This window comes from Pseudomonas sp. UBT (assembly GCF_050915955.1).
GTDB classification, from domain to species: domain Bacteria; phylum Pseudomonadota; class Gammaproteobacteria; order Pseudomonadales; family Pseudomonadaceae; genus Aquipseudomonas; species Aquipseudomonas antarctica_A.
Genome location: NZ_CP168081.1, coordinates 536,959 through 552,935 on the forward strand (window position 1 = coordinate 536,959; position 15,977 = coordinate 552,935).

The 15,977-nt window shown below is 48.9% G+C and carries 14 protein-coding genes; 12 read left to right on the forward strand and 2 right to left on the reverse strand.

Annotated elements, in window-relative coordinates; all coding sequences use genetic code 11:
* Window positions 1-144 precede the first annotated feature (144 nt).
* The 5 genes from ACDZ94_RS26775 (at window position 145) to ACDZ94_RS26795 (ending at window position 6,865) form a co-directional block, all read left to right on the forward strand.
* Window positions 145-342 carry a hypothetical protein gene (locus ACDZ94_RS26775; RefSeq protein WP_432751695.1) on the forward strand — a complete coding sequence of 66 codons (198 nt, stop codon included), beginning with the start codon at window positions 145-147 and terminating at the stop codon, window positions 340-342.
* A 1,691-nt stretch (window positions 343-2,033) separates the two neighbouring features.
* A complete protein-coding gene (locus ACDZ94_RS26780; RefSeq protein WP_432751696.1) occupies window positions 2,034-3,779 on the forward strand; it encodes a transposase in 1,746 nt (581 codons plus the stop codon).
* A gap of 239 nt (window positions 3,780-4,018) precedes the next feature.
* Window positions 4,019-4,789, forward strand: a complete 771-nt coding sequence (locus ACDZ94_RS26785; RefSeq protein ID WP_432751860.1) for a TniB family NTP-binding protein — start codon at window positions 4,019-4,021, stop codon at window positions 4,787-4,789.
* A 7-nt stretch (window positions 4,790-4,796) separates the two neighbouring features.
* Window positions 4,797-5,648, forward strand: coding sequence for a hypothetical protein (locus tag ACDZ94_RS26790; protein ID WP_432751697.1), 852 nt, complete (start codon window positions 4,797-4,799; stop codon window positions 5,646-5,648).
* Window positions 5,649-5,785: 137 nt separating this feature from the next.
* Window positions 5,786-6,865, forward strand: a complete 1,080-nt coding sequence (locus ACDZ94_RS26795; protein WP_432751698.1) for a hypothetical protein — start codon at window positions 5,786-5,788, stop codon at window positions 6,863-6,865.
* Window positions 6,866-7,889: 1,024 nt separating this feature from the next.
* Here ACDZ94_RS26795 and ACDZ94_RS26800 read toward each other — a convergent pair.
* A complete protein-coding gene (locus ACDZ94_RS26800; protein ID WP_432751699.1) occupies window positions 7,890-8,369 on the reverse strand; it encodes an XRE family transcriptional regulator in 480 nt (159 codons plus the stop codon).
* Between the two features lie 185 nt (window positions 8,370-8,554).
* Here ACDZ94_RS26800 and ACDZ94_RS26805 point away from each other — a divergent pair, with 185 nt between their 5' ends.
* From ACDZ94_RS26805 to ACDZ94_RS26825, 5 genes are all read left to right on the forward strand, one after another.
* Window positions 8,555-9,004 (forward strand): hypothetical protein, encoded by a 450-nt coding sequence (locus ACDZ94_RS26805; RefSeq protein ID WP_432751700.1) that lies wholly within the window; start codon window positions 8,555-8,557, stop codon window positions 9,002-9,004.
* A 21-nt stretch (window positions 9,005-9,025) separates the two neighbouring features.
* Window positions 9,026-9,421 carry a DUF6957 family protein gene (locus ACDZ94_RS26810; protein ID WP_432751701.1) on the forward strand — a complete coding sequence of 132 codons (396 nt, stop codon included), beginning with the start codon at window positions 9,026-9,028 and terminating at the stop codon, window positions 9,419-9,421.
* A gap of 41 nt (window positions 9,422-9,462) precedes the next feature.
* Window positions 9,463-9,837, forward strand: a complete 375-nt coding sequence (locus ACDZ94_RS26815; protein WP_432751702.1) for a hypothetical protein — start codon at window positions 9,463-9,465, stop codon at window positions 9,835-9,837.
* Window positions 9,838-9,844: 7 nt separating this feature from the next.
* A complete protein-coding gene (locus ACDZ94_RS26820) occupies window positions 9,845-10,246 on the forward strand; it encodes a hypothetical protein (protein WP_432751703.1) in 402 nt (133 codons plus the stop codon).
* A 296-nt stretch (window positions 10,247-10,542) separates the two neighbouring features.
* Window positions 10,543-12,378: a DUF4209 domain-containing protein gene (locus ACDZ94_RS26825; RefSeq protein WP_432751704.1), complete on the forward strand. Its 1,836-nt coding sequence runs from the start codon at window positions 10,543-10,545 to the stop codon at window positions 12,376-12,378.
* Window positions 12,379-12,780: 402 nt separating this feature from the next.
* Here the strand turns inward: ACDZ94_RS26825 and ACDZ94_RS26830 are convergent, their stop codons facing one another.
* Window positions 12,781-13,662: a WYL domain-containing protein gene (locus ACDZ94_RS26830; RefSeq protein ID WP_432751705.1), complete on the reverse strand. Its 882-nt coding sequence runs from the start codon at window positions 13,660-13,662 to the stop codon at window positions 12,781-12,783.
* A gap of 137 nt (window positions 13,663-13,799) precedes the next feature.
* Here ACDZ94_RS26830 and ACDZ94_RS26835 point away from each other — a divergent pair, with 137 nt between their 5' ends.
* Window positions 13,800-15,260, forward strand: a complete 1,461-nt coding sequence (locus ACDZ94_RS26835) for a hypothetical protein (RefSeq protein ID WP_432751706.1) — start codon at window positions 13,800-13,802, stop codon at window positions 15,258-15,260.
* Window positions 15,253-15,975 (forward strand): hypothetical protein, encoded by a 723-nt coding sequence (locus tag ACDZ94_RS26840; RefSeq protein ID WP_432751707.1) that lies wholly within the window; start codon window positions 15,253-15,255, stop codon window positions 15,973-15,975. The genes ACDZ94_RS26835 and ACDZ94_RS26840 overlap by 8 nt, the downstream gene beginning before the upstream one ends.
* Window positions 15,976-15,977 lie beyond the last annotated feature (2 nt).

Here is a 15,977-nt window from a genome sequence, read left to right on the forward strand (position 1 = left end):
AACTCCAGCTGGTCTAGACTATGGACAAGGATCGGTTCAAGGAAACAGAGTTTTGCATGTTTTAGAGCATGCGGAGCCGAATCCGGCCAAGACAACGCATAGCGTCTTTAGTATGAACAGAAAAGAAATTTATAGGTGATTGATATGAATGAATCTAAAGTCCCAGATTGGATTGCGCGTGGAAAAACTATTTCTCAACTAATTAAGGAGTTGAAGACCTTTGAAAATCAAAATTTCATGGTTGAAATTTCCGTTGATGGGGGGGCGACTAAAAAACCAATAAGTTTCGTCGGAAAAGAGGGTGGTGTGTGTGTCTTATTAAATTGCGAGTCTGAGGAATAGTCAAAGTTTAATGTTGTGGGGCGGTCAGTAATAACATGAAGCTAGAGAAAAGGGGACAGATTTATTTGATTTTTCGATTATGTCCGAATAAATAAATCTGTCCCCTTTTTGCTCTAGATAAGAAGTGAGAAGTCTTATGGATGGATCCTGGTTTAATGAAAGTGTAAGCCACTTTTGAAGGGGGTTTCTCTAGAGTCACGTTTCCACACGTTCTCATCAATCTCATCGAGGGACTCACTGGTACGGGGTTTTTGGAAAGGTTTCCAGCTAGGGTTGATTGCCCAATCTCGAAAATCCAAGGTGGCGTCGAACAAGAACCGTGATTGGGTAGTAGAAGTCACCCAGAAACTGCTTGGTCTTCGAATAATTTCCGAGTAGCTCGCAAATTCGGCGCGAGTCCAATCAAGCAAGCAAACATCATTCGCGAAACTCCAATTAAGCATTTTTTCCAAACCTTTGATACAGATGTTGTACTGCGTATGAGGGTTCAAGGGGCTCCAGTTGTGAGCGATCCAATTTACGAACCGGCATGCGTACCGAGTGCTAATGAAGGGTTGACATGTCTCAGTGACTCGACTCAATCGAGCTAAAACTTGAAGATTTTTAACGGAATTGGAGTCGCTATCAGGTCGCCAGTGGCTGTAGGGAGGAAAAATGGGGAATGGGATGAATGGCCGCGTCATTGGTGAACCCGCGCGCTAGAATGTTTGAGCGGTGCATTTACGTTTAGCAGACGTACTGAGAGCTAGCCAGTCTCCAAAGCTTCAGATACGGAAATGGAGATTCGTGATAGGGCGACCTAAGGGAAAGTGTGAGGATTGAGCGCCAACAGTGCTGATTTTTCAGCAAACGGGTTTTTGTGGAAAAGCGACCGAGGATAAGTGCGCCAATCGAGATTTGAGTGGAAAGCCCTAGAACCCCGCAATTCCTATCCCAAACCCTTCGCTTGCGGAAATTAGTGGAGTCCTTCACGGTTTTTCCATTAAAGAAACAAAATAAATCATGATTTTCCGTTCATTTATATAAGCACAATTCGTGAATTTCCAGTCGTTGATTCGAACCACGCTTCAGCGTCCTGCGTAAGCCTGGTTAACCGGCGTCCCCACCTTTCCTGCGTCTCCGCACCCGCCAGTAAGCCCAACCTGCCGTCAATACTCATAAATTATTTAGCCCCGATCGCCAAATAAACTAAGAAGAAAGTGGCAATATATCCATAAATTATTCAGCAGCTGGGTCGTCATAGCATTTCAATTTTTTTGCATCTAAATTTTAGATGGTTTTTTGCGCAAAACAATATTATTGAGCTCAAATGACTAACTGGAAGTCCTAATCGGCTGTCAATATATCCATAAAGTTGCGGATGGATGTTAGGAATAAAACATATACGAAAATTCTGAAGTGCCCATTATCTGGGGCTTTCAGCGATTTAGTGCGCTAAGAAAAATAAGAAAAAATTTTAATTTACATATATTGTCGGTGCCTAGAGGCACTATTGACCTTTAAAATAGATTTGGGTTTACTGCTCGGCATCCAATAGCCGGACAGTTACAACCGCTCTTTAAAAATCAAAAAAATGGTCGCTCTAAAATATGGCTGTTACTTTGTTAAAAGTGTAAGACCTTGGATCTGACCATATGTTATAGGAATGGTAAATTCAGGATGTTGCTAGACACGTTTTGGAGGCTTCTAATGTGAAGTTGGATTCAACAAGTACTTTCGCTGAAATAAAACGGCACGAAGAGGCAGTTAGGCGGTACGAAGTCCTCAAAGATCATTTGATGGGAAGAATTAGTGCTGACGTAGCTATGGAGATTTTGTGCATCAAGAAGTCTCGCTTTTACAAACTACTTAAATACATGGCGGGAGCTGAAAGCTACAGGGCACTGGTATCGGATGTAGCGGGAAGAAAGCTAGGTCTCACAGTGACAGATCCTGAGACACTGAAGCTGATAGAGGAGATGTTCGAAGAGCACTACCCTGCCCACAAGAACATCGCCGCGATATGGAGACATTGTCAAACCCAAGCCGACAATAGGCGGACGCTTAGGCCGAGTTATCATACCGTCTCGACTTGGATCAAAGCCAAAACAGAGTCGCTCCTTTACAAGATGACTCACACGGGAGACCAAACAAAGCAACGGTATGGGGCAAAACCCGGTTATAAAGCTACTAAAAGGCCGTTGGAATGGGTGCAGATCGATCATACGGTTGTCGATCTTATGGTGGTGGACGAGGACGACAGAACTGTTGTCTTGGGACGTCCTTATATCAGTTTAGCGGTCGATCTGCATACACGTGTGATACTGGGATTTTACGTCTCATTGCTTCCGCCAAGCGCTGTATCTGTTGCAATGCTGATGGAAAACTGCGCCTTGCCCAAAGTGGGATTTCTGCAAAGCCTAGGACTTCCTGAGCACCTGCTTCCCTACTACGGGCTGGCGGAAGTCATCCACACCGATAATGCTAAGGAGTTCATCTCTGACGTGTTCGTCCTTAACGCCAAGGATTTTGGTATTGACGTTGAGCACCGGGATATTCCCGAAAAACATCAAGGTGGCCACATTGAAAGTCTGATTGGCAAGTTGATGATCAACACGATCCATCCGCTGCCGGGCACCACAGGTTCCAATGCTCAGCAGGGCAAACATCTGAAGAGTAACAAGAAGTCCGCGATTGGATTAAACGGGCTGCGCCGAATACTGGTTTATACATTACATGCCTACCACCAGACGAAACATTCGGAGCTAAACACGACTCCGGCACAAGCTTGGGATGGGCACTTTTCTAAAAAGACGAACACTCGGCTTTTGAACCCCTCTCAGTACGAAGACTTCAAATACCGTTTTTACCCTGAAGTCCCCAATAAAAAAGTAGTGCCAGGAGGTATTGAGATTTTTCGCAGGTTTTATTACGGGCACTTACTTAAGGACAGAGTTCGAGACAAAGTCACAGTTAAGTATGATCCGTACGATTTGAGCTTCATTTATGTAAAGCTTGGCGAAATCTTTGAGAGAATTTCTTGCGTGCGCAATAATTTCAGTAGGAGTTCGGACTATGAGATGTACCGCTGGCAACGTCAGCAGAAGGGAGAGCGGGATGGCACCATGACGAAAGAAGGTGCGCAGTCTTACGGTGAAATTACAAAGCAGAAAAATAAGGAAGTGAAATTAACCACTCAGGAGAAACGTAAGAGGAAGGCGCAAAAAGGAAAAGCTGACTATAGGAAGCAAGCAGCCTTACACGGCAAAAATTCAGAAGACTACAGCGCTCTGAATCGTACTACCCCGAACGCAACCAGAAACCCTGGCAACACCGGCAAGATCAACAGCACTGGCAAGTCATCTAAAACATCTAATGTTTTTGATATCGGCGGGTTCTTCAAGAAAAACGGAGATGTTGACTACAACCAACCTCCGACTTTTTACGATAGCAACTGAATTAAAAACTATCTTACAGGAAATATGAGCGCATAGTTCGAGTTTTTCGTTGTCTTTTATTTGGACATCTGTTTCGGAGGGATTATGCGCTCATGCCTTTATGGACTACCATGACAGATTACTCTCACGTACACCCTGCATCTCACTTCCATTTCGATGAGCCAGACGATGTTCGTCTAATTACCTGTTCCAATGACTTCTGGGTGCACCACCCTAGTGCTCAGAAAATCATACTAAGAATGGAAATGGCAATGAAGATGCGTAACAAGATTAACGCTCCGAGTATGCTTGTTACTGCTCCAGGTGGTGGAGGCAAAACCGCTTTGATTGGTGAGATGAAGGCCAGGAATGCCACAAACGAAAACAAAATGATTTTCGTGACCATGCACCAAAGCCCTAATGGCTACTCACTCAAGGATCTTTTTCTGAGCGAACTAGGTTTGGGGGTAGGGCGAAGGGCACGACAAGGCCATAACATTACTCCTGAGCTTCAATACATCATTAGGACTGGAAACATTCGCGCTATTGTTATTGACGAGATTCATGATGCACTCACATTGACCGAGCTTCAGCAGCGCATCAACCTGTCGCTCCTGAAAAATCTGTCAGGCTCCACCTACGGCCTCTCAGTGTTTGCTTTCGGAGTGCCGGCAGCTGCGCGTGTGCTCCGCCAGGATCCCCAGCTTGAACGTCGGTATCCTGTAGTGGCCCTTAACGGGTGGGAAAATGGGCCGGAGTTTCGAAATTTCGTGTCGAGCTATATCCACCATTTGCCGCTGAAGAACAAAACTAACTTTCAGGATCAGATGTTATTCCTGAAAATTATGAACAAGGGGCAAGGTATCACCGATAATGTTGTGAAGATCCTGCAAGCATCTGCAATGGCGAGCATCATTGACGGCACCGAACATATCAATCACCGCCACCTCGATAACATTGACGACATCATGGCGAGCTTTAACTACGCACTGCGTGGCGCAGAGATGCCATCAGAGAAAGAGGATCAGTAAAGATTAGATGAAGAAAAATCTGTCATTAAGTAAAAAGCGCCAGATTGCCCGCGTGGTTCTGGAAGGCCTCCACGGCTTCCAGCATCGCTGGCCGGAACGCACCGAGGTTTATGAAGCTTTGGATAGCATAGCCAAAGTTGACGACGCCATTTTTGTAATGTTGCGGGGAACTGCAGGTGCAGGAATTAGCTCGATACTCGAAGAGTTTTCTTTAAAATTCCATGACGAGGTAATCGTTGTGAAGCCGCGCATTTACTCATCGAGTCTCAACATGATAGGTCAAGTACTCCACGCAATCTTTCCTTTCAGCAACTTCCGCACCCACAAGCGCGTGCCTAAAAGCTTGATTGAATGCCGTCAGGCTGCCAGAAAAATAATCATTTTCGATGATCTGGATATTATTTCTAATCAGAACGGTATGGAAGAGGTGATTTTTGACCAGCTCCGTGAACTTGCGCGAAGCCTTGGTCAATATAAAATCATTATGTCTACGAGAAATAGAAAGCTACTTCAGCGTTACTCAAAGGTGACGGGAATTACTAACATGGTGATCCCGGTCACTGGGATAATTCCAGCAGTCAATGTGAAGACCGTTGTTCAAGGATTTTATGACTGGTGCAATCAGCAGTACGAGACAGAAGTTCAACCGCTCTGCCTGTCTCAATTTAGCGCGCTCGATCAAGATCTGCCGATTGAACGTATCATGGACGTCTGCGAAACAGTGTACTGCTCGGAACTTCTAAAAGCACATCTGGATTTTAGCAGTAAAACGATCAGTGATGGCACGCTTTTGATTTATGATTTTTTTGACAATCTGTCAGATCTTCGTCACGAAATTGAATATATTGCTTTCTTCTAAAGATTAATTCGCACGGGAAGCTTCACTACAAATAATGGATCCTCAATGGGTGAGTGCGGTCTGATAGACCTAGCCACTAATTAAGTTGTCAATGATATAGCGGCTAGTCAAGGCCTTTCAAGTGAAGAGTAGAAAGAGTGAACCCAAAGATTTATGCAGTTCCTGAACCGCTAGCAGACGAAACCCTATCATCTTGGATGTGGAGAGTAAACTCAACGGCCCACATCCCCATCATGTCTTATATGCAATTCAGCTCGCTGGAAGACGACATCATAGACCGTGATCAAATAGGACTTCGGGGGGGACGGTTCGCAGATCACGACATCTTGACCGAAAACGGATTGGTTGAATCCTTCAAGCGGGCATTTAACATTTCTCAACCCTGGTTGAATAAACGGTTTCCTAAATTGAGTCAACCCACCATACCGACGCAATTCAGAAGGGCGTTTTGCTCGCAATGCTTTATCGAGTCTTTTCAAAAGATTGGCACTCCGGTTAGCAAGGTTCAGTGGTGTTATTTGACCAAGCCTCTGTGCGAGTTTCATGGTACGCCGCTTCATGACTCTTCAATTTTCTTTATAGATCATGACGATTACACAATTCAGGCATTTGTATCCTACTGGGATGATCATCAGTTCAAGGAGAATTGCGATTTGATTCGTGGTGCTGGAGCGATGACATATTCCTTGGCTCTGAAGGCTCAACAGAAATTGGATAAGCTAACGAAGATGGCATCCAAATCTGGCCATAGCTTTGGTGTGCAAATGTTCGTGCTGACTCTAATGAGGGCAATGATGATTCCCGCGTTTCATCACGGCTATCCCAAAATAGCATTCGCACATTGGGGTGGCAGCGACCCTTTCGCAGGTCTCGGGATTCATGGCGATTTTTACAATGAAATCTATCGAAGTACTTGCTTGGCACGATTGTACGCTCTTTATTTTAGCGCGATTATTTTGGGTTGGATTACCAGTAAACAGGCATTCAAGACTCTCCGCGAAAATTACTTTTCCCCATGGAACACGCACATAATATGGTCAATACTGCATGATCGGCCGGGAGTATTTAGATTGCTTTTTTCGGAACTTAAACTTTATGAAACGCCGCACCTTAATCTTACTCATATAGACATACCTCAAACAACTCGGATGATTTATGATGCATATGATAACGACTGTTTATTGGATACCGGGATGTGTGTTACATCGCACCGGTAGCCGATCAAACTATCATTTTGTCGTCGCTTTACATGTAGATATAGTTTCGTGGAAGATCTTGAATTACACGCTAGGATTCAGGGAGGGATGTGATAGTTTTTCTAAACCGACCTTGATAGACTTGAAGTACCCTAATCGTTTCTGGCTCTGGCAAGCATTTCGACGGGATTTGAAGAAGCAGGCGGCTTTAGTCATCCCGCCACAGGCGGTAACCCGGCTGGATTTTGACTCCTTGGGCCCTTTCCGTACCATTCGGAAACTTCCAGCAACCAAGGTAACCATTTTAACCAACAACCTTATGAAGGCTTTTTACGACTTAAGCTTATGGAACCTCGGTTATCTTTATGACCCTATACGTACTACTTGCGCTCAGCTGCATCGAAGAATCGATAGCGCGATTGCATTCGCGAATGGATTTGCGCCGCCGAGAGCTATTTAAAATTTTGCACGTCGACGATAAAGACATTTTTCTTGCAGTCTATATGTCGTTAGTTAGGTATGGGTTTTCGTGAAGAAATCACTGATCTCCAAGGAGTAAGGTCGCGAGTTGGCGCACAGTAAAACTATTCCGACGTTGTGGGGATAAAGCCGCGACGGGCCCGTTGCAATGCAATGCAATAGCGGTGTGAAGACATCTCGTGAAAATTGGGCGACGTATGCAGGGATGCAGTTGTGGGGTTCAGTTTCGGGCAGCAAGACTTCGTATTTTGCAAACGCGGTCGACAACGGCTGCCGTTCTGAAGCATGGCGAACCCATGCATACATCAAACTCGACCTGAGAAGCCGGATCGTATAAGGCTTTTTAAAATTCCAGGGCCCGTGGGCAGGGCTGGACTTTCTCGACTCTCGCGTCTAGTCGCATCATCAGATTTGGCTTCGGAAATATGGGGAGCACAGGCTCGTGGATCAGATGAGTGCCTTAGTTTGGGTTAACCGAGCGTTTACGAAAAATCGCTAGTAGCAAAGGAAAAATTAGGCATATTTATGCGTAGACGTATTTGATTGGTATCCAGTTCTAGCTGGATCATTCCCTGTTTTTTTTCCAGTACTCTCGTACAGACGACAATGCTAATCCCAACTGTGCTGCGGCCTGCTGCTGAGTCGCGCCGACCGCCTTGAGATCTAGCACGGCTCTCTCATTCTCAGCATTCAATGGCTTACCCCGACCTCGCTTTATAAGCGAGCCATCCCCGTCAAATTGCTCGCTGAGCGCTTCCATTCCTCCAGCGGTATGGAAATTTGAAACCTCGATTGCAGATCCACGGATCACTTCAAGAGGCTGCTTTCCCTCTTGGCGAGCAATGCACAAGGTAAGCATCGCCACTGGACTCATTTCAAGCGACTCAGCCAGCTCTGCAAATTTCTCGAGTGTGATGCTCGTTTCAGCATTCTCCAGAGCACTTACCTTACGCCGGTGGGTGGCGTCCGAGACGTCGGCATACCGGGCATGTCGTACTGCGCGGAGCGCACGAAGCACCCCTGCAAATGCGGTTCTCAATTCCATGACTTGCCCAAAACTCAGGATATAGCCACAATTGACCCGCACGAATAAACGTCAATATAGTGTATTATTCGCCAGTCACGACCAACCTTAGCGTCAGCCATCTCGTGATGGTTGCACCGTAGTGCACTGACCCTTGCCCTCAACCCTCAATGCATCGCCGTCGCGATGGATTCAACGAGAAACCGATGTTTAGAACAGACGATAATGATTTGGCTGGCGTCCCAGGAGTTTTCGGGCAGGGCCTTGCGCACTGGCATGCAGTTTCCAGGATGCTCAGGAAGCACTGGTTCCACCTCACCGTAAAAATGATAGTGAGGGGCAGGGCGCAAGAGTTTGAGCTGATGGTCAATGACGAACCCAAGCTTCAGCAAGTGCTCCAGTCACAAGACGATGAGGTCTTCGTCAAAGAGATTCAGATTGTCACCCCAGCCAACATGAATGGTGGCGACGCTTGGCGGATGGAGAAGGTCGAGAGCTTGGCCCTGGGGCAAGATTCAGATGGTGACGCCGTCTGTGTAGCGACAGTTGACGGTGGCGCGATTTACCACGACTCGTATCGTTCCAGCCTGGATGTGAAGACATTGACCAATATGCGAACCCTTTACGATCGTAGCGCTGGGCAAGGCGTGCACTGACTGGTCAGAGGAGCAGCGTGAATGGCTAGCGCGGATGGTAACGAGCTGTTGAATGATGACCATACCTTTATTGAAGGCGCATCACTGAGTTTGGACGAGGCTCGCGCACTTGTGTCTGGGCGCTTTCCGAGGAAAGCTTATTGCTTGGTCGAGCAGTGGACTCTTTTCCAGGCAGACGTATCTGCGGATGATCTGGCCAAGATTCACGCGGCGGGGCATCTCCCATTAGTGGTCTTTGCCCATCGAGTAATAGAAGATAGCTGTGGTCGCTTTCAGCCTGGTGATTGGGTGCGGTCGAGTATGTGCAAATCGTTCGACGGTAGCATCCTGGCTGAGACGAAGAGCACCGTGTATGTGTTAGTCGGCCCCGGTCGACGCCAAACGGCTAGTCTCAAAACGATTTTCTCTTTTTTCTGATCGCGTATAGCAGTGGTCAGTCCATCTGGTAAGGACACTTAATGCCCGGCTCCATCGATGTAGATTTTCACAGCAAACAGCATTCTGACTTTGATCTCCAGTGCATAGCGGGAGCAGTTTCTCAAGGCTTCGATCAGCCGGTGACTGCATATATCACTGAAGCCTTCATCAAGTCCCGGACATGTGTTGGAGTCGTATTCGGACATCAAGGCGACGAGGCTCACGGAAGGTTTGAAGACGGCCACATTATTCAAACCGGTGTTGTGGTAATGGCGCAGAAGGAGGGGGGTTATTGGGTCTTATCAGATGAGGCGGGCGGCAGATACGTGCTCGTCACATTTCGCCGAGATGGTGGGAGCGAGAGTCTGTTGAATTATCTAAAAACGGCTGAACCGCAACCAGAGCTACCTTGCTGAGCTGAACATGAACGATATTCCCTCGAACGGCCAGGCTCTACCTGAAATCGAGATTGAAGAGTTCAGAGCGCGTTATCCGCAGCTTTTCTCGGATCCTATAGTGGATGAGATCTACTGCGATCCAGGTTGGCGCGATCTTCTTTTGTCCCTTTGCCACACCTTACAGTCGCATCTAACACGGCATCCTGATGTCATGCCGGTGACTGTCGCCCAGATCAAATCGAAATTTGGCGAGCTTCATTTCTTTTATGACGGTGGTGATGCGTACTGCCGTGGAGCAGTTGATTTGGCTGTGGGGCTTTCGCTGAAAACTTGTGAGATGTGCGGGGCGCTTGGCGGGCTCGTCGGAGGAAAGTGGGTTACCACGCTTTGTTCGGCCCACAACCGCAATATCGAACTACACCGTTAGATCTGATGTAGCTTTCTCCGGGGAGCGTGCCGCTGTGCGCGGCCAGGCTGTCGTGAACCGGGCCCCGCGCTCCGCCGTGTCCCAGCCCTACGGGCTTCCATCCTTCACGCCTTCGGCTGTACCAGCCTGCGCGCTCCGCTTGCGGGGGGGCTGAGTGCGGCCCATGACTCTTACAGCTGAAATGGAAGCAACCTTGGTTGACCTCAACGCGGGAGGCTGGGCGACCTTCACAGCCTTTGCTTTTAAATATGGATCAACGTAAAAAACACGCTCCCTTGGCCTGAAGAGACAATTCCGTGTCGGAGCATAGCGCTCGTTTTCCTGCAGTCACCGCTTTACGTGTCGACGCATTTCGACAAGCTGAGTTAGAGCTCGCTACCTGCGAGATCGAGCCGACCTATTCAGCTCTATCCGAAGCTCTAAGCGGTCTTGCAAAAGCCGCCTCGGCGAGGGAGGCATTCGAAGAGGCGAGGGTATGGTGGCTGATGGCGGATCTCTGCTCACTGATGCTGGATGTGTCCAATCACAACGAGCCATTCAGACCTTATCTGGTCATGGGAAACCAGCATTCGATGACGCCGGCAACCTTAGCGATCGAAGAGTTCGAATTCTTCCGAGATGTGGTTGACGACTTACCCAATGGGCTCTTAAAGGCGAGGGTTTCGGACTTACTATGGATTACGCCAGGCCTCAGGCACATTCGCCACGCGCTGGCTGCAATCGACGGCTACGCGTCAGTACCTATAAATGATGACTACTGGTACCAGGAAGGCAGGGAGTGTCTTCATCGGGCTCTCACACTAGCTAAACAAATAAGGACGGGGGGAGGAGATCGCCTTTCGGTCATCACTGCGATGGTCATGGATGCAATCAGACGAGCCATTGAACAGGAACTTGGGTTCGTCGTCGGCCTCGTTCAAACTGTAATGGAGTTTGGCCTCGACCATCCCGACGCTCCCGAGTTACCTGAAATGATGGCTGAGCTTGGCCGCTCCTTTGCCGAGAAGAATGACATATTCAAAGCTCGCGCATGCTATGAAACTGCATCCAGAGGATACGCATTGTCTCATCGCGCCCTTCTAGCTGCGAAAATGACAGTAGCTGTTGCTGAAACCTGGGCGTCAGAGGCTGAGATGAGAGGTGAGCAGACGCACCCGATTGTCGCGCAGAACGCCTTGGAAAATGCCCTTCAGGTATATCGCTCCCTACCTGGGGCTTTTCGCATTGAGCTCCAAGTTGAAGAGGTACTACCCAATCTTCGCAGACGTATTGCAGAGACCGGCTCCCGTGCGGTGGAGCAAATGGCGACGGTCTCCACCCGCACAGATATAACTGAACTGGTAGCTCGTACCAGGGCACTGATTCAAGATCAGTCCATCGGCGCGGCGGTGTACAGACTCACCAAGTTTTATCCGTTTTGCTCGGTTAGCCAGACGCGGGAATCCGCCCTCCGGACATTGCGAACTGGAATAGTAAGCTCGCTGACAGGTGCCGTTTTTTACGATGGCACCGGAAGGGTCATTGCAAGGCGTCCTCCGCTTTCCTTTGGTGCCGAGCTGTCTGAATCTGATGAGCATACGATCCAGGCGCAGATGGTCAGTAATCATCAGCACACGATCAAGTTGACGGTACGAAGTGGAATCCTCCCGGCGCTCGCAATTATTTCGCAAGAGCATTGTGTCAAAGAGATCGATATGGTCGAGCTTGCCAAAGTCTCGTCACTCGTCCCACCGAATCGTGCTCAGATGATTGGCAAAGGCTTGTACTGGGGCTTTGCGGGTGACTTCGGCATAGCTGCCCATTTTCTCATTCCTCAGCTTGAGGCGATTATTCGTCATCGGATGACGGAGGCCGGCCTTAACACATCAACATCCAATGCCGATGGCATCGTCACTGAAAACGGGCTGAGTACTCTGATGGATGTCGAAGGTGTCACTGAGCTGCTGAGTGAAGAAGTAGCTTTTGAGATCAAAGCTCTCTTTTGTAGCCCATATGGGCCAAACCTCCGAAACACTTTCGCCCATGGATTAATTGATGACGGCCAGTTCTATTCAGAATCCATAGTCTATGCGTGGTGGTTTTTTCTCAAATATATCTCTGGGCCATTCTGGGAGACGGTAAGGAATAAATAGCCACTTACCGAGATCGTGGTGCGCGCTGAAATCACAACTCATCCTGCAGCTGTTGATCGAACGGCAACAACCGTAGGGCCCGCGAAAGGAAGACGGATAGATATCGTGTCGAAAGAAATTCGTCGCGCGATCAGATCGCCTGCGGGCCGCCGGTATGGACTGGAGCTGTCTATGGTGCCGGGAACAGTCCAGTTTTTAATGTCGCTGCTTCGGGGCGGCGGGCCCGGCTTAGCTCAGATGGAGGAGAAACTTCTGTCATCGATCAAGGAATACCAACCAGAACCCCAGATATCACGACTCTCTTTCGCTATCTACGGTTTATGACGCCCGAGGGTCTCCAGATTCGTTGGTACTCGGTAATTCCGAGCATTGGCGGTTCCAGTGGAGCGAGTTTTTAACCCCTCATTTTCGAATGTATCCGGGCGCGAGCAACGCGTTGCTGACTCCATCCAAAACATCAGTATTCCGTAGCCACAGTCTGAACTCATGCCCCCGGAGACTATGATGTGGTGAGCAATCAACACTCCACTGCCTGAGGGTATAGCCAGCGATTAGCCTCGGGACTTTAATTTTGATCAGGTCATCGACCATCCCGTAGTCAAGTATTGTCACTTCAGGCCTAGGTTGATCAGGGTGGGGGACTAGCTCCAGCACCACCGTACCAACACATTCGATGTCATTGTTGCCGGACTCGTGCGCTAGGGTAGACCCGACTTGATCTATGACAGGATTTATGATGCGGGTTATGACGAAATCCCGGAACTCCCCAGATTTCCTATCAAACCCTCTTACGTGCCATCGCAGACCATTATCAACCAGCGTATGGGGCACGATCACGCGCTCACTCGATCCGTTCAATGATTCGTAGCTCATTTTCAGCGGAAGTCGCTGGGAAATTGCTCGCGTAACGACGCCTAGAGTAGTCAAATTCGGCTGGTCGATACGTACAGACTGAAGGGTTGCTAAAGCGCCTCCAAGCACGATGCTTGGCACTCCATCCGCGAACCCCTGACTCAACCAGGTCAGCACGCGATCCGTACTGAACTCGTAAAGCGGCGAAAATCCGTCCGAAATGAAGTAGGTCTTAGTGCCTGTGTCGTAAGCCATGTTGCAGGGCGCGAGCATTGCATACAGTGCTAGATCTCGAGTGGCCGAGGCGGTCTTGATCTGAAATCGCCTGACGAGACTTTGTCGCCTTACCTCTCCGAGGAACCATAGGTTCAGCTCAATGAAGGCCAGCCGTTCCTGCTGAGATTGCGAGTGATCTGAGAAATCTTGGGGCATCAACGCTTTCGCTTGTCATGTCTGGGTTGCGGTGGTTCAGCGCTTGCGGCTAACATGTCGACATCAAATCAAAATGATTCGACATTATTCCAGCCTTACCACCGACCAGAACGCTTGGTAATACATCGGAATCCATAATGGATGATTATTTCGCCTCCGGCTACGGCGCTCTGCTCGATCTAACGTCACATCAGCGCAACCTGTTGCTTATCAGGCCCATCCTCAAGCTCGACTTCAATAAGCTCATGCACACCCGCGACGACGGGTCGTATCTGCTCGAAAGCATTGATACCAATTACCTGTGCTTAGCTGCCTTGTATTTTATGATGGAAGGGTCGGCCATACAGCAGGGCTACACCCTGGGCGAGGTGCGTGATCACTTGAAGATGCTTGCCGGATCTATGCAGCGCACCCTCGATGAAGAGAGCCGGGGTCGAATTGCCGATATCGTATTGGATGCCCTAAGCAACAAGTCGAAAAAGTACATTGAGCACAGGGAAAGCTATTTCCATGCGCCCTCCGGGGAAACGAAATTTCTCAACTTTAGGCTGATTCGTTTCGAGCCAGATCTCGATCAAAACTACCGGTACAGCCCGACAAGAGAAGGCTACCTCGTGTTGATGGGAATGCTTGACCTGGAGGTTGAGGACTATCAAGTGCTCATCGAGAAAATGCTTGTTTACCTAATGGAAAACGGGCGTTTCGAGCAGGCCTATGACCTGGCCAACCGGGCACTCTCGCTTTCAGTGGAGCATCGCCAGATGATCCGCGATTATGTCCGACAGGCTGCCAGGTCGCCAGGCTCTGTGAAATGGAGCACCGACATCCAGCCAACCCTCAATAATGCTCGTAAGCATGTTGAGGAGCGCCAGACCATTGACTTTTCAATGAAAGAATCATTGACCGAGAAGATAAGGGAGTTGGATAACCCTGAGGCAAGGGCTCCACTTTCCAGGCTGCATGGCAAACTAGATGCTGCGAATCTTCAGCGCATGAAGCTTCTGACTGAAATTGGTGGGGCGGGGCAGGATTTTCTCGATGGACAAGTCAGTGGCTTCAGAGCCCGCCGCGCATCCGGCCTTCCGGATCTCGAGTACAGCATCCTTCCTGATCTGATGGGTCGACCTACAGGTGAGATTGCTGCCTTTGCAGATACGGTTCTGCTTAGCCTTTACCCTGCGGTCAATCTAATGGTTCCAGATCTCTCGAACCTGTTTCATTTGTTCCTTGAACGGCGAAATAGCGAACTGCCCGGCGAATCGGAGGATGAATCAAGTGAATTCGAGGAATTCCTGGAAATCCCCATGCCATTCCCTAAGGAAATGATCGCCAAAGTCCACCGTTGGTTAGATCCAAAAATGCACGGCTCGGACATTTTGCACTTAGGGCAGATTCTTGATCAGGCCAAGGACGATGGGCTGACATTCATGGAGCAAAAAGCTGTCGCTTTTGAGCTATATCGGGCATTTGCTGACAGCGAATCCAGATACAAGAATCGCCACGCCATTATTGACGGTGAATTTGAAAGCTCAGTTGTGTTTGGTGACAACCTTCGATTCGAACAGGCCGCTGCAAATCAGGAGACGAGCGATGAGTAACAGCTTTCAGGATGCAGCCACGCTGGTCTACAAGGCAATGGCGATCCACAGCAGCCCCCACAACGATCCTGTCTACCGGCAGCTCTTAGCCCGATGCCGGGCTGAGCGTGATTTCGCAGAGACAGTACAAGGTGTTGCTGAAGGCATGTCACTGATTGTGCTTGATATCAGCGACCGGGGCTTAGTAATAGCACCATCGGGTAAAGACAGTCGTTTCTCAATCCGGATGTCTGATTTCCGCAGCAAAATGTCGGAAGAGCAAAAGGTAGCCATGTTGCTCGCCCACTTGGCGATTGGGGCTGTGTTCTACCCAACATCCGACTTCCTTGACGATGAGGGGCGTACCCCATTTCCTGCGACATTGGGGATCGTCCGGGACAAGCTTTTGAGTGTCGCCAAAGGCCTGGCGAAGAATGCCGAGGGTGATAGTTACGCAGCGGAGGAAAACCGCTCCGGATGGGAGTACATGCTGAGCTTGCCAGTGAAGATTCCGAATTCTGAAAGGGCTTCACTTAGCTCTATCGAAGGAATTATCACGGTCTGCCTGAACCGCATGCTCGAGTATGGATTGGTTCGAAAAGAGGGCCGAGAAGACATCGACGAGCAAACCTCGTTTACGCCGACTCACCAGCTGCGAATTCAGCTTCGCGAGCTGACACTCCCTACATTATTCAAGGCCGTAGTCGAGGCTGCAGCCTCTAAGGTCGAGGGTTGAAT

Bases quoted from the DNA above. Each gene is read 5' to 3' on its own strand.
- ACDZ94_RS26810 (WP_432751701.1), top strand. From the start codon at position 9,026: ATGGCTAGCGCGGATGGTAACGAGCTGTTGAATGATGACCATACCTTT.
- ACDZ94_RS26815 (WP_432751702.1), top strand. From the start codon at position 9,463: ATGCCCGGCTCCATCGATGTAGATTTTCACAGCAAACAGCATTCTGAC.
- ACDZ94_RS26790 (WP_432751697.1), top strand. From the start codon at position 4,797: ATGAAGAAAAATCTGTCATTAAGTAAAAAGCGCCAGATTGCCCGCGTG.
- ACDZ94_RS26775 (WP_432751695.1), top strand. From the start codon at position 145: ATGAATGAATCTAAAGTCCCAGATTGGATTGCGCGTGGAAAAACTATT.
- ACDZ94_RS26840 (WP_432751707.1), top strand. From the start codon at position 15,253: ATGAGTAACAGCTTTCAGGATGCAGCCACGCTGGTCTACAAGGCAATG.
- ACDZ94_RS26830 (WP_432751705.1), bottom strand. From the start codon at position 13,662: ATGCCCCAAGATTTCTCAGATCACTCGCAATCTCAGCAGGAACGGCTG.
- ACDZ94_RS26800 (WP_432751699.1), bottom strand. From the start codon at position 8,369: ATGGAATTGAGAACCGCATTTGCAGGGGTGCTTCGTGCGCTCCGCGCA.
- ACDZ94_RS26805 (WP_432751700.1), top strand. From the start codon at position 8,555: ATGTTTAGAACAGACGATAATGATTTGGCTGGCGTCCCAGGAGTTTTC.
- ACDZ94_RS26785 (WP_432751860.1), top strand. From the start codon at position 4,019: ATGGAAATGGCAATGAAGATGCGTAACAAGATTAACGCTCCGAGTATG.
- ACDZ94_RS26820 (WP_432751703.1), top strand. From the start codon at position 9,845: ATGAACGATATTCCCTCGAACGGCCAGGCTCTACCTGAAATCGAGATT.
- ACDZ94_RS26835 (WP_432751706.1), top strand. From the start codon at position 13,800: ATGGATGATTATTTCGCCTCCGGCTACGGCGCTCTGCTCGATCTAACG.